This is a genomic window from Arthrobacter oryzae (assembly GCF_031454875.1).
Classification (GTDB): domain Bacteria; phylum Actinomycetota; class Actinomycetes; order Actinomycetales; family Micrococcaceae; genus Arthrobacter; species Arthrobacter oryzae_D.
Genome location: NZ_JAVDRQ010000003.1, coordinates 205079 through 217566 on the forward strand (window position 1 = coordinate 205079; position 12488 = coordinate 217566).

The following is a 12488-nucleotide window of genomic DNA, read 5'->3' on the forward strand; positions in this document are numbered from 1 at the left end:
CAGCAGGCACCGGGGCCCCGCAGCTAACCCGGCGCCCAGGGAAGTCCTGCTACTGGCTCTGGTAGAGGTTCAGGATGTTGCCCTCGGTGTCCAGGAACCAGGCAGCTTTGCCCACGGCATTGGTGGCGATGCCGTTTTCAGTCTTCAGGCCGGGAAAATCGTATTCCTCGAAGGTGACGCCGCGGCTCCGCAGTTCTTCCATCTCGGCTTCGATATTGTCCGTCCCCCAACCCATCTGGGTGTTTTTTGCGGTGCCGGCGTTGTCGGTCTGGTACAGCAGGAAAGAGGTTCCGTTCCCGCAGCGGTACATCAGGTTTTCGTCGTCCATGACCTCGGGGGCGTCGAGTCCCAGCACGTTCTGATAGAAATCACGTGCCCTGGCAATGTCCTTTGCCGGGAGCACCGCGGCGACCGCACGATCCTTGAGCATGATGAGTTCTCCTTACTTGGAGTGGCGGGGATATCTGGCCCCGCAGGCGGTGCCTGTGGGGCGGCGTGGGCCGGCTCTGCCCGGCGCCCGGCTGTCGCAATGATGCGATGCACCGGGACTGTCGAGGGGCCTTCGCGGCCGTGTCATCGGCCTGCACGAGAGTCTCCCTGGCGTTCATATCGCCATTATGGACGCAAAGCACCTCCCCGGATATAGGGCGGCGGATGGGCGGGCCGGGAACCGTCTTGCACCGGCAGTGCCCTCTCCGCCGGCCGTTATCCGGGGTCAGTTCCGGCGTTGGTCCGCCTGTTGATCAACCAGGTGATGAACCACAACACGACGCCGATCGCCATCAGTCCGCCGGCGATCTGGTACTGGATGACGTTTCTGCCCACCCATGGGCCGGCGAGAAAGGCACACAGCAGAGCGGCGACAAGCGGCAGCTGCCCCGGCGAGGTGAAGAACACCTCGCGGTTGGGGTCCCGCTTGCGGCGGAGTACCAGGCAGGCCACGTTCACCACCGTGAAGACGCACAGCAGCAGGAATGCGGTGGTGCCGGAGAGGTTGGCCACAATGTTGCTCTTAGGATCGCTGGTGACGTACCAGATCAGGCCCAGCGCCAGCGCCGTGGAGAACAGGATCCCGGCCCAGGGGGTTCGGCGCCCTGGAAGAACCTTTCCCAGCGGCCGGGGCAGGACGTGCTGGCGTGCCATGCCGTAGATCAGGCGGCTGGCCATCAGCATGTTGATCAGCGCGGTGTTGGCGACAGCGAACACCGCCAGGAACGGGAAGATCCTGTCGATCGGGAAGTCAGGCGAGCCCTTGTGCACCACTTCCAGGAGCGCGGCGCCTTCGGCCTCCCTGATGTTTTCCAGCTCGGTGGGTGAGAGAACGCTGACCACGGACACGGCAACCAGCATGTAGAGGATCACCGCTATGCCAAGACCGGTCAGCATGGTCCGGGGGAAGATCTTCTCCGGGTGCTGGGTCTCCTCCACCATGTTCACGGAGTCTTCGAAACCGACCATCGCGAAGAAGGCGATTGAGGTGGCTGCCGTGACCGCCAGGAACAGTCCCTTGTCCTGGTAGTCGTTGAAGACGAAGATCTCCCCCGCGTTCCCGGTGCCCTGGGTCATGACGTAGAAGCCGACACCGATCACAATGCACAGGGCGGTCATCTCCACCACGGTCAGCACCACGTTGAACTTCACGCTCTCACCCACGCCGCGCAGGTTGATCGCCGCCAGCACCAGCATGAACCCCATCGCCACCGCGGTGATCACGCCCTGCCCGGGCACACCCATCCAGCCGTTGATCTCGAGGCCGCCGAAAAAGTTCTGGGCGAGCACGTTCGCCGAGGTGGACGCGCTGGTGATGCCGGAACAGACGACCGCGAACGCGACCAGGAAGGTGACGAAGTGGATCCCGAACGCCTTGTGGGTATACAGCGCCGCGCCGGCCGCCTGGGGATACTGGGTAACCAGCTCCAGGTAGGAGAACGCCGTGAGGGTCGCGACGACGAAGGCCAGGAGGAACGGGAGCCAGACAATGCCGCCGACGGTGCCGGCCATCGTCCCTGTCACCGCATAGACGCCGGCGCCGAGGATGTCACCGACAATGAACAGGAGCAGGAGCTTGGGTCCCAGCACCCGTTTCAGCTCGGGTGCATCGCCTTCGGGCGTGGCATCGAACACTTCGTCTGTAGTCGCGCTCATAAAGGAACTGTGGCCCTGTCGGGTCAGTTTGGCAACAACCAATCAGCCATCCAGCTGCTCGCTGAACAGAATTCCTTATGGATGATCGCCGGCAGGCGTCACGACGTCCTCCAGCATTGATCTGTCGAAGAATCGGACTTCGCCCGTTGCTTGAAAGAACACGGGCACAACTGAAGTGCTTGGATCCTTCGACGTTTCATAGATCTCGGCCCCGCTCCCGTGTTTACGCGCGATGGTTCCAACCAGGTCGGTGCCGCGAACCCGGACGGTACGAAATTTGTAACTCATGTGGACCCCTTCGTCAGCTAAGGCAAACCCTACCCCCGCCGTCACGAACCGGGACGCCGGCGGCGTCCGCTGCCACTGGTTTTGCGGCGCGCCAGCTGCCGGAACGTGGCATCTGGAGGCCGCGGGACCGTTTGCGGGTCATCACGGTGACGCCGGCGGCGGAGCTCAAGGGCAAGACTCTCCTCGCCTCGGGCCATCGCCCAGCGGTGGTTGGCAGCAAATGCCGGTTTCAGGAGCCACGTCAAACGCCTCAGCAGCGGCTTTTCGGCACTGACCCGCCAATCGAAGGTGATTACCGTTTCCGGCCCGTCCTGCTCAAACCTCCAGCGTCCTGTTCCGTTCAGGTCCCCTGCCGCGGCGATGGCAAACCCGCGGCTGGTGACCGGTTCGGTGACCGTCAGGGTCCAGCGGAGTGTGTAGGGCAGCCAGCCCTTCGTGTGCAGCCGCACCGGCCGGGAGTTGCCGGGCGCCGGGCCGCTCCCACGTGAGCCGCCCACGGGCGCGGCGGACAGGTAGACCGACGGCCACCAACGGGGAAGGGAGCCGGCATCACCGAGGACGGCCGCGACCTCCTCCGGTGTACCGGCCACCCGCCAGACGGTCAGGAATTGGTAGTCCGCGCTGCCCATGGCGGCCGCCAGGCTACGGCGACGGGTTGACGACCATCGCAGAGCCCCCGCCGCGCCGCACTGGCTCGGCGGCGGCGACCATGCGCCCGTCGGAGAGGAATTCAATGGCCGTGGCCGCACCGATCTCTGCTGCCGAGGTGAATGCGTCACCCGAGGGGGTAAACACGTGACCATACGGCGTAAGGGCGCTTCCGTAGACCTCGATGAACCCGGGCTCCGCCGTCACATTTACCGTGTTCCGCTGGGACGCCCGCGGCGCAGCAACCGCGTCGGAGATGTTCATGCCCAGGTCCACGCGGTTCACGATCGTCTGCAGGACGGTGGTGATGATGGTCGATCCGCCGGGCGAGCCGAGGGCGAGGTACGGGTCCCCGTCCTTCAGGATGATGGTGGGCGACATGGACGAGCGCGGGCGCTTCCCCGGCTGGATCCGGTTCGGATCGTTCTCGTTGTACACGGTGGAGAAGTCGGTGAGCTCGTTGTTGAGCAGGAATCCGCGTCCGGGGACGACGATGCCCGAGCCGCCGGTCTGCTCGATGGTGAGCGTGTACTCGACCACGTTTCCCCACCTGTCCGCAACCGTCAGGTTGGTGGTCGAGATGTTCTCGGTGTCCTTCTCATCGGCGGGCGCCGCAGCAGCCGCGGGGCACGCGCCGTCGTACGCTGAGACGTCCCCCGGTGCGACGGGCTTCGTCGCCGCCCTCACCGGGTCGATCTGGCACGCGCGTTCCTTGCCGAACAGCGGATCGGTGAGCTGAGCGGTGGGAACGTCAACGAACGCCGGATCACCCACGTACTTGGCACGGTCCGCAAAGGCGAGTGCACTCGCCTCAAGGTAGTGGTGCAAGGCTGCCGGCTTGGACATCTCGGAAAGGTTGGACGTATCCAGGATGTTCAGCGACTCGCCGACCGTGGTGCCGCCGCTGCTCGACGGCGCCATGCCGTACACGTCCAGGCCGCGGTATTCCACGTGCGTCGGTGCCTGGTCCAGCGCCTCGTAGGCAGCCAGGTCCGCCGTCTCCATGAACCCGACAGGGACGGGCAACGCGGTGCCCTCCGCCTTCGGCGGGGCCTTTACGGCGGCAACGATCTCTTCTGCCAGCGGGCCGCCGTAAAAGCCGTCCGTGCCCTCGTCCGCGAGGAGCTCGTACGTCGCGGCGAGGTCGGGGTTCTTGAAGACACTTCCGACGGCGGGCGCGTCGCCGTCCGGGAGGAACAGGCTGCTGGTGGACGTAAACGCCGCAAAGCGTTCCTTGTTGTCGAGGGTCTGCTGACGGAACGTTTCGTCGATCAGGAAGCCGCGGGTCGCAACATCGATGGCCGGTTCTAGGGCGTCGTCGAGGTCCAGGGTTCCCCAGCGCTTCAGGGCACGCTCCCAGGTGGCCGGTGTGCCGGGAACGCCAACGGACACGCCGCTCGTGACCAGCTCGGGCGTGAACCGGTACGGCTCGCCGGTCGCGGGGTCGATGAACGCGTCGTTGTGCATCGCCGCCGGCGCGGTTTCGCGGCCGTCTATGGTGCCCACCCTGCCGTTCCGTGCGTTATAGAAGACGAAGTAGCCGCCGCCGCCGATCCCGGCGCTGTACGGCTCGGTCACGCCCAGGGTCGCGGCCGCGGCGACGGCGGCATCCACGGCGTTGCCGCCGTCGCGCAGGATTTCGATGGCCGCGGCGGATGCCTCCGGGTCCACGGTGCTCACAGCGCCGCCGTACCCGGTGGCGGTTGCGGTCTTCTTAATCTCGTGCGGAACGACGTCCCCCGGATCGGCGAACGCGGGACCGGCGACTGCGCCGCCCGTCACGCTCATGGCCAGGGCCGCCGTGAGGGCGGCAAATCGACTTCTCACATTAGGCATGGTCGCTCCCGAGTCAGGGTGATGCGAGCTGGAGGGGTGAGGGTCACGTTACTCCGCGGCAGTGCGACCTTCAACACTTTCCCGTAGGGCCGGGTCAGCGGGGCAGGAGCCCCTTGGCGTCGGTGCCGACGAAGGCACCCTGTCCTTCCGTTGCGAAGATTTCGGCAAGCAGCCGGTCCGAATCGGATTGTCCGTCGCGGCTGAAAGAACCACCCGTAACCAGCAGCTCGTCTGCCGCGGACGCCCCGAACAGCCGCCCGAGGTGGGACCGGACCTCGGCGGGCGTACCGTAGACCGAATTGGCCAGGCTGCCTTCAACGGCGTCCAACTCCCTCGCGCTCAGCCCCGCCCATTCCGCCGGACCCACCTGCGCCAGAGGAGCGAATTCGCCCGTGGTCCTCGAACGGGCGAGCGCAACAGCTTCGGGCAGAAGCAACTCCCTGGCAGCCTGCCGGGAAGCCCCCACCGCCACGTTGGCGGAGATGATGACAAAGGGCCTGCCGAACCACGGTGACGGACGAAACCGTGCGCGGTACCTTTCCAGCGCCGCCAGCTTGCCGCCCGGATCGTGTTCAAACACGGCCTGGCCGCCCAGGACCACACCGAGGCCGGCCCGGGCCGCGATATCGACTCCCGCCCCATTGGCCAGCACGAACACGGGCGCTGCCGATGCGTTCTGCGGCCTGGCGGTGACAGATGCTGTTCCGGAAAGATAGTCCAGGAGTTGGCGCAGGTCGTCTTCGAACCGCTCCGCCTCCGGTTTCCCGGCGCGGAGCGCGCTGCGTACTGCCGGTGTGAACCCCACCGACCGGCCAAGGCCCAGGTCGATTCGCCCGGGGTGAAGGGCCTCCAAGGTGGCCGCCTGCTCGGCCACCACGAGGGGCTGATGGTTGGGGAGCATGATTCCGCCGGAGCCTACCCGGATGGAGCGGGTCCGGGCGGCGATGGCGGCCATCAGTACTGCCGGAGCAGAGCCGGCGATGCCCGGGACCGCGTGGTGTTCTGCCACCCAGAAGCGGTGGTAGCCCAGGTCCTCAGCCCTTTGGGCGCGTTCCAGGACGCGGTTCAGGGTTTCTGCACCCGTAAGCCCGTCCAAGTAATTGGCGCGGTCGAGAATGGAAATCCGGGGAAAGGGCATATTGCTGGAACCACGCCGCTCCGGGAGGAATTCCCCTGCCCCGCCCCGCCCTTGAGGGGAATTCCTGGGGGGGCGGCTCCGTCATCCACCCCATGCCTATACGGCCTGCCCGCAGGGATCTGCTTACAATCAAAGCTCCAGCATCTAACAAGGGAACCATGAAGAAACTCACCACGGCCCTGCTCGCCGCCGGCCTCATCCTCTCCGCGTCCGCGTGCTCGGCGCCGGCGAAACTGACCACCGAACAAACGTGCGACCGGATCAAGATCGTTGTGTCCAACCCCAGCGCCAGCGCCGGAAAGACCGGAATGAACATCCTGGCTAACCGGCTTCGCCCGATCATCGGTGGCGCCTCGGACGAGCTGAAGCCCTCCGTGGAAGCGATCGTAGCTTGGGCCGACGAGTCCGCGAAAGAGAGCCCCGATGAGGAGAAGCTCGGAAAACTGACGGCTGACTACCAGACGGCCGGCACTACTTTTGGCCAGCTCTGCAACTAGTCGCCGGCCTTAAGGTCGCCCGACTTTAAAAGAGTCGGTGCTATGGCGGCGGGGATTCCGCGTTCGCTGTGCCGGCCGCGGCGCTGGCCAGGTCGGCCGGGGGTCCCTGCCGGCGGCTCGCCAGCAGGAACGGCACGGCGATCAGCTGGATCACGCCGCCGATGACCAGCGAGGCCGGGTAGCCGTAGACGTCGGCGGCCCGGCCGAGCAGCGGCTGCACCACCACGCCGCCGCCTGATCCAATCAGCGAGTCGAAGCTGAGCACCGTCGCCCGCTGCTTCGAGGCGATCATGTCATTCAGGTAGGCCTGCCGCACCGGGGTGCCGGCTGCGTCAACCAGCGCCCAGAGAGCCAACAGCGCCAGCGCCGCCCAGAACACCGTGGTGAACCCGAGTACCACCAGGATCACGGCGCTGACGCCGCCGCTCAAAATCAGCACTGTGGTGCGTTTGCGGACAAGGCGCCGGATGCGGGGCGCCACCCAGCCGCCGAGCACTTCGGCTCCGGCCACGATAGCGGCAGCCAGGCCCGCCACGGAGTATGCACGCGGATCGCCGAAGAGCTCAAGCAGGTAGGGCTGCAGGGCGTAGAAAACATAGATTCCGACACCGGCGCTGAACGGGGCGGCCAGCATCACGTAACGTACGGGCGGATTCTTCAGACCGTTCTCGATCGAAGCAGTCAGTACCGCACGGGTAGCTTTAAGCGGGTGTGTGGAGCGCTCGGGCGTGAACCCGACGTCGTGCATGAGCCAGAAGGCGACCATGAACATGGCCAGGAGCACGCCGACGCGCAACAGAAACGGCACACCGAGGTCAGTGACCTGGGCGATCACGCCGCCCGCCACTGACCCGGCGAGCATCGCGACGCCCGATACCATCACGCCGCGCCCGAGCACCGCCTCCAGACCGCCTTCATAGCCGGAGAACCGCAGCGCATCCACGAGCCACGCCTCCACGGCGCCGGAGAAGAACGTGAAACCCAGCCCGAGCAAAACCGAGACTACGGCCCACGACCAGAACGGGGCCGAAAGCTGCCAGAGCAAGTAGTACAGGTAGGTGGACCCGGCCAAAGTCACGGTGCCGAGCAGGAATGAAACGCGCCGCCCCCAGCCGTCCGCCACTACCCCGGTGGGCACCTCGAACAGCACCATACCGGCGGTGAAGAAGGCGTTCGCGGCAAAGGCTTCAAGGTTGCTCAGTCCGGCATCCAGGAGGAAGAGGGTGTTGATCCCCCAGATGAACGAGGCGGCAAGGGTATTGCCCAGCGTCAGCGTGAGGTAGATGCGCTGGATCTTGCGGGCGTCGGCGTTCATCGCGTCGGCGTTTCCGCCGTCAGGCAGAGGGGGAAGCACGTGCCCATTCTCGTCCCGTTGGTCCCCGCGCACCAGAGCAGACGCGGTCAGCTGCCATGAGTGGCCTGCTCGGACTTGTGCGGGGACTTCGGCGGGTACGTCAGCAGGGACTAGGCGAGGCGGCTCCGGACGATCTCGCTGACGGTCTTGCCGTCGAAGCGTCCGGCGACCTTGGCGGTGACCGGTTTCATGACGGCACCCATCTGGCGGATGGACGGCTCCTGGCCGTCCGCCTTCAGCCCTGCGATGGCCTCGTCGACGATGGCCTCCACCTGGTCACGGGTCAGGGCCTTGGGCAGGTACCCCTCGATGACCTCGGCTTCGGAGATTTCGGCGGCGGCCCGGTCCGGCTCGCCGGCCTCGGTGTAGATCTTTGCGGTGTCGCGGCGTTTGGCTGCTTCCTTTTGGAGCAGCGCTGTCACCTGCGCGTCGTCCAGTTCCACCGGGGTCTTGCCGGACTTCTCGCGAGTTTCAATCTCGCCCAGGACATTGCGCACTGTGGTGAGTGCCACCTTGTTCCGGTCTTTCATGTGGGTCACAACGTCGCCGTGGAGGCGTTCTTTGAGGGTGGTCATGGTGCTCTCGTTTCGTTGGGCTTTGTTCCATTGTCCCCGGGACGACTTCCTCCCGGCCAGGACGGGCCCATGAAATGCCGGGCTAATGTATTTGACCTTATGTCAGAACAAAGTCTTGACTCTGTCGTTAGAGCGCTCTAACGTTGTTGGCACGTGACCTGGCGCACTCGCCGGAGTCCCCTACCAACGGTCCAGACGTTCGGGCCATACGATCCGAGGAAGTCAACAATGTCGTTGCACGCAGCAAGCCCCGCAGCCCCGCGGAACACGCCGGGTTCCAAACATCGCGGGTATCTCACCCGCCTTACCGTCATTTCCACTCTGGGCGGCCTACTGTTCGGCTACGACACCGGAGTCATCTCCGGTGCGTTGCTCTACATGCAGGACTCACTGTCCATGAGCCCCGTTGAAGAAGCCACCGTGGTGAGCGCACTGCTGTTCCCCGGCGCGGCGGTCGGCGCGCTCAGCGGCGGCCGGCTGGCCGACACCCTGGGCCGGCGCGGCACGCTCCTTGTCTGCGCACTGCTCTTTCTGGTCGGCGCTCTGGGCTGCGCGATGGCCCCGACAGTCGGCTTCATGGTGGTGGCCCGCGTCATCCTGGGCCTGGGTGTTGGCGCCGCAGCCGTTACCTGCCCGCTCTACCTGGCAGAAATGGCCCCGGCCCATCTCCGCGGACGAATGGTCACCATCAACGAGCTCATGATCGTGACCGGCCAGATGCTCGCCTTCGCCATCAACGCCCTGCTCGACGCACTCATCCATGACCCCCAGGTCTGGCGGCTCATGCTGGGCGTGGCATCCATCCCGGCCATCGCACTGCTGATCGGAATGCTCGTCCTGCCCGAATCGCCCCGCTGGTTCGCGCTCCGGGACCGCTTTGCCGACAGCCGCCGCATCCTTGACCTCAGCCGCAGCCCGGACGAAGCCGATTTCGAATACAAGGAAATCACTGAATCCGCCACCACCGCACGGAACGAACGGTCCCACGCCTGGCGTGACCTGAAGAACAACCCGTGGATGCGCAAGCTCCTGTGGATCGGCATCGGACTGGCAGTAGTCCAGCAGGCCACCGGCATCAACACGGTGAACTACTACGCACCCTCGATCCTGGAGCGCAGCGGACTCGGCGTCAGCGCATCACTGGTGGCCACGGTCGCGGTAGGCGTGACATCGGTCCTGATGACTGTCCTGGGCATCTACCTGCTCGGCTTCATTGGGCGGCGCCGCATGCTGGTCATCGGATTCTCCGGCGTCGTCGCGTCCCAGTCCATCCTGGCCGTCGTCTTCATGCTGCCGCAGTCGGACTTCGTCAGTTACACCATCCTTGCCGCCATGATGTTGTTCGTCGCTTTCGTGCAGTGCTTCATCGGCACCTGCGTCTGGCTGCTCCTTTCGGAGATCTTCCCGATGGCCATCCGCGGCTTCGCCATGGGCATCGCCGTCTTTGCTCTCTGGACGGTCAACGCCGCCATCTCCTTCCTATTCCCGATCCTCGTGGTGGCCCTGGGCTCGACCGGAACCTTCGCCGTCTTCGTGCTGGTGAACATTGCCTCCCTGGTGTTCGTGTCAAAGTTCGTTCCCGAAACGAAGGGCCATTCACTGGAAGAACTCGAGGTGCACTTCCGCACCGGCAGCCTGCCCGTCGTCGTACCGCCGGCAGCATCAGGCGAGAAGGCGGCGGCCCTGTGAGGTTCAGCGCCTCCACCACCGGGCCGCAGTGACCATGGCTGACGGGGCGGCAGGCTGCCGCCCCGTCCGCGATACGCTTTCCTGCAGCAAGCGGCCGATCGTCGGGGAGTTGAAGTGATGCACCAGGATGCAACCAAACGCGCCACCATCTACGACGTCGCGCGCGTTGCCGGCGTCTCCCGCGCCCTCGTTTCGCTCGTATTGCGCGGCTCCCCCAAGGTCAGTGCTGAAAAGAAGCAGGCAGTTGCCGAGGCCATAGCAGCGCTCGATTACCGGCCCAGCAACGCGGCCCGGTGGCTCGCCAGCGGGCGCACGGGAATCGTTGGCGTCCTGCTCGATGATCTGGCTAATCCCTGGTTCGTGGAACTGCTCGATGGACTGCAGAGCATCCTCGGTGAGCAGAACATGCGGATGATCCTGAGTGACCCCACGTATCTTGCCCGGCCCGGGGAAAGCCCGGTGTCCGCATTCATGGATCTCCGTGTCGACGGGCTCGTCATTGCCGGAGACATACCGGCCGATGACACCCTGCTGCGCGCCACCACCCAGACTCCGGCCGTTGTCGCCGGAGTCCGCGCCTTTCAGCTGCCCTCCGCGGACGTGGTCACCAATGACGACGTCGCCGGAGCACGCATGGCCGTCGAACACCTGATCAGTCTCGGCCATCGGGACATCACCTTTCTCACGGCCCCCACCGGGTCTGCAGCGCTGCGGGCAAGCTCCTATCGGGACACAATGACCCGTCACGGCCTCCAGGGACACATCCGCGAAATCCAAACAGACCTGAGCGAACATTCGGGCTTCGAGGCCATGAACAGCCTCATTGAATCCGGTCGGCCTCCCACCGCAGTCCTCGCAGCGAACGACGTCCTCGCTGTCGGGGCACTTTCGGCCGCCGACGGTCACGGCATCACCGTCCCGTCGCAGCTATCACTCGTCGGGTATGACAACACCTATCTCGCGGGAATCCGGCACCTGTCGCTGACCAGCGTGGACCCTGTGAGCCGTGACGTCGGCATCCGCGCCGCGCAACGGCTTCTCGAACGCATGGCCGACCCCTCCCTGCCGCAGCGCACAGACGTCCTCACTCCGGAACTCGTCATCCGCAACAGCACGGCCCCCGCCGCAAGAGGACGCACCAAAAGCCCCGACTGACGCGTGGTTGCGCATCAGCCGCCCTCAGCCCCGAAGATCGAGCGCGTCCAGGAGCCGCCTGACCGAGCCGCCGAGGTTCCACTCGGTGGCGAGCCGTTCCAGTTCTGCGCGGGATTCGCCGACGACGGGGTGCAGCTGCGCGCCCGCCTCCTCGAGCGTGGGCACGTCGAGGTCCTGCACCACCTTGACGACAGTGGGTGCGACCTCCAGGTAATCGGCTGCCGCGGCCAGCTTGGACCGCACGGACGCGGACACCCCGCCTGCCCCGTCAGCTGCCGCCGCGAGCAGCCTGTCGAGGGTGCCGTACTCGCCGAGCAGCGAGGCGGCGGTCTTCTCGCCTATTCCGGCCACGCCCGGCAGCCCGTCGGAGGCATCGCCGCGCAGGGTCGCGTAGTCGGCATACTGCTCCGGCAGCACGCGGTATTTTCCGACGACGACGACGTCGGTCAGGACTTCGAGGTTCCTCATCCCGCGTGCGGTGTAGATCACCCGCACCTGGCGGTCGTCGCTGACGAGCTGGAAGAGATCGCGGTCACCCGTCACTACGTCGACGGGAAGCCCGGCATGGCTGGCGTAGGTGCCGATGACGTCGTCGGCTTCATGCTCGGCAACCCCCACGACGGCGATGCCGGCGAGGTCGAGTACCCGCCTGATCATCGGAATCTGCACCTCCAGCGCGTCCGGCACGACTTCCACGTCGGCGGCACCGGCCACCACCGTGGCGACCCGGTGCGACTTGTAGCTCGGGATCAGGTCCACCCGCCACTGCGGACGCCAGTCGTCATCCCAGCACGCAACGAGATGGGTCGCACCATAGTCGGTGGTGAGCCGTGCGATCATGTCGAGCAGGCCGCGGACGGCGTTCACCGGCGTTCCGTCGGCGCGGCGGATCGTGTCGGGCACGCCGTAGAAGGCACGAAAGTACAGCGACGCAGTATCAAGAAGCATCAGGCGATCAGGCATACCTGATCCTGACACGGCCGCGTTGCAACGCGAAGGATCTCCACGGTTTTGAGTCCGGCACGCATGCTGCCTTGACGGCGGAATGCTGGCGCTGCGGATGGCGCCGGCAACGGCCTGAGCAGCGGGGCCGGCCGGCGACGCGTCAAGCGATGCCCGGCCGCCACACCGCCGGGCATCGCTTGTGCAGCCGGGGACGTCAG

Annotated in this window: 12 protein-coding genes; 3 read left to right on the plus strand and 9 right to left on the minus strand. The window is 65.8% G+C overall.

The window, feature by feature from the left end; translation table 11 throughout:
• Nucleotides 1-49: 49 nt before the first annotated feature.
• From J2805_RS06795 to J2805_RS06820, 6 genes are all read right to left on the minus strand, one after another.
• On the minus strand, nt 50-430 hold the full coding sequence (locus J2805_RS06795; RefSeq protein WP_309971154.1) for a VOC family protein: 381 nt from the start codon (nt 428-430) through the stop codon (nt 50-52).
• Between the two features lie 275 nt (nt 431-705).
• Nucleotides 706-2145 carry an APC family permease gene (locus J2805_RS06800; protein ID WP_309971156.1) on the minus strand — a complete coding sequence of 480 codons (1440 nt, stop codon included), beginning with the start codon at nt 2143-2145 and terminating at the stop codon, nt 706-708.
• Nucleotides 2146-2220: 75 nt separating this feature from the next.
• Nucleotides 2221-2433, minus strand: coding sequence for a hypothetical protein (locus J2805_RS06805; RefSeq protein WP_309971158.1), 213 nt, complete (start codon nt 2431-2433; stop codon nt 2221-2223).
• Nucleotides 2434-2474: 41 nt separating this feature from the next.
• The gene (locus J2805_RS06810) at nt 2475-3062 is read right to left on the minus strand and encodes an SRPBCC family protein (protein ID WP_309971159.1); all 588 of its coding nucleotides are present in this window, start codon (nt 3060-3062) and stop codon (nt 2475-2477) included.
• A 13-nt stretch (nt 3063-3075) separates the two neighbouring features.
• Nucleotides 3076-4917, minus strand: a complete 1842-nt coding sequence (gene ggt, locus J2805_RS06815) for a gamma-glutamyltransferase (RefSeq protein ID WP_309971161.1) — start codon at nt 4915-4917, stop codon at nt 3076-3078.
• A 94-nt stretch (nt 4918-5011) separates the two neighbouring features.
• A complete protein-coding gene (locus J2805_RS06820) occupies nt 5012-6055 on the minus strand; it encodes an MsnO8 family LLM class oxidoreductase (protein ID WP_309971164.1) in 1044 nt (347 codons plus the stop codon).
• Between the two features lie 158 nt (nt 6056-6213).
• Here J2805_RS06820 and J2805_RS06825 point away from each other — a divergent pair, with 158 nt between their 5' ends.
• Entirely contained in the window at nt 6214-6552 is a 339-nt protein-coding gene (locus tag J2805_RS06825) for a hypothetical protein (protein ID WP_309971168.1), read from the plus strand.
• A 40-nt stretch (nt 6553-6592) separates the two neighbouring features.
• Here the strand turns inward: J2805_RS06825 and J2805_RS06830 are convergent, their stop codons facing one another.
• Nucleotides 6593-7867 carry an MFS transporter gene (locus tag J2805_RS06830; RefSeq protein WP_309974862.1) on the minus strand — a complete coding sequence of 425 codons (1275 nt, stop codon included), beginning with the start codon at nt 7865-7867 and terminating at the stop codon, nt 6593-6595.
• Nucleotides 7868-8016: 149 nt separating this feature from the next.
• On the minus strand, nt 8017-8481 hold the full coding sequence (locus tag J2805_RS06835) for a GatB/YqeY domain-containing protein (RefSeq protein WP_309971171.1): 465 nt from the start codon (nt 8479-8481) through the stop codon (nt 8017-8019).
• 228 nt (nt 8482-8709) lie between these two features.
• Here J2805_RS06835 and J2805_RS06840 point away from each other — a divergent pair, with 228 nt between their 5' ends.
• Together J2805_RS06840 and J2805_RS06845 are read left to right on the plus strand one after the other, a co-directional pair.
• A complete protein-coding gene (locus J2805_RS06840) occupies nt 8710-10170 on the plus strand; it encodes a sugar porter family MFS transporter (RefSeq protein ID WP_309971174.1) in 1461 nt (486 codons plus the stop codon).
• Nucleotides 10171-10287: 117 nt separating this feature from the next.
• Nucleotides 10288-11325: a LacI family DNA-binding transcriptional regulator gene (locus tag J2805_RS06845; RefSeq protein ID WP_309971177.1), complete on the plus strand. Its 1038-nt coding sequence runs from the start codon at nt 10288-10290 to the stop codon at nt 11323-11325.
• A gap of 24 nt (nt 11326-11349) precedes the next feature.
• Here J2805_RS06845 and J2805_RS06850 read toward each other — a convergent pair whose 3' ends face one another.
• On the minus strand, nt 11350-12288 hold the full coding sequence (locus J2805_RS06850) for a 5'-3' exonuclease (RefSeq protein WP_309971179.1): 939 nt from the start codon (nt 12286-12288) through the stop codon (nt 11350-11352).
• Nucleotides 12289-12488 lie beyond the last annotated feature (200 nt).

Coding starts and splice junctions, on each gene's coding strand:
- ggt (WP_309971161.1), bottom strand. CDS start 4,917: ATGCCTAATGTGAGAAGTCGATTTGCCGCCCTCACGGCGGCCCTGGCC.
- J2805_RS06795 (WP_309971154.1), bottom strand. CDS start 430: ATGCTCAAGGATCGTGCGGTCGCCGCGGTGCTCCCGGCAAAGGACATT.
- J2805_RS06805 (WP_309971158.1), bottom strand. CDS start 2,433: ATGAGTTACAAATTTCGTACCGTCCGGGTTCGCGGCACCGACCTGGTT.
- J2805_RS06825 (WP_309971168.1), top strand. CDS start 6,214: ATGAAGAAACTCACCACGGCCCTGCTCGCCGCCGGCCTCATCCTCTCC.
- J2805_RS06820 (WP_309971164.1), bottom strand. CDS start 6,055: ATGCCCTTTCCCCGGATTTCCATTCTCGACCGCGCCAATTACTTGGAC.
- J2805_RS06810 (WP_309971159.1), bottom strand. CDS start 3,062: ATGGGCAGCGCGGACTACCAATTCCTGACCGTCTGGCGGGTGGCCGGT.
- J2805_RS06840 (WP_309971174.1), top strand. CDS start 8,710: ATGTCGTTGCACGCAGCAAGCCCCGCAGCCCCGCGGAACACGCCGGGT.
- J2805_RS06850 (WP_309971179.1), bottom strand. CDS start 12,288: ATGCCTGATCGCCTGATGCTTCTTGATACTGCGTCGCTGTACTTTCGT.
- J2805_RS06845 (WP_309971177.1), top strand. CDS start 10,288: ATGCACCAGGATGCAACCAAACGCGCCACCATCTACGACGTCGCGCGC.
- J2805_RS06800 (WP_309971156.1), bottom strand. CDS start 2,145: ATGAGCGCGACTACAGACGAAGTGTTCGATGCCACGCCCGAAGGCGAT.
- J2805_RS06830 (WP_309974862.1), bottom strand. CDS start 7,867: ATGAACGCCGACGCCCGCAAGATCCAGCGCATCTACCTCACGCTGACG.
- J2805_RS06835 (WP_309971171.1), bottom strand. CDS start 8,481: ATGACCACCCTCAAAGAACGCCTCCACGGCGACGTTGTGACCCACATG.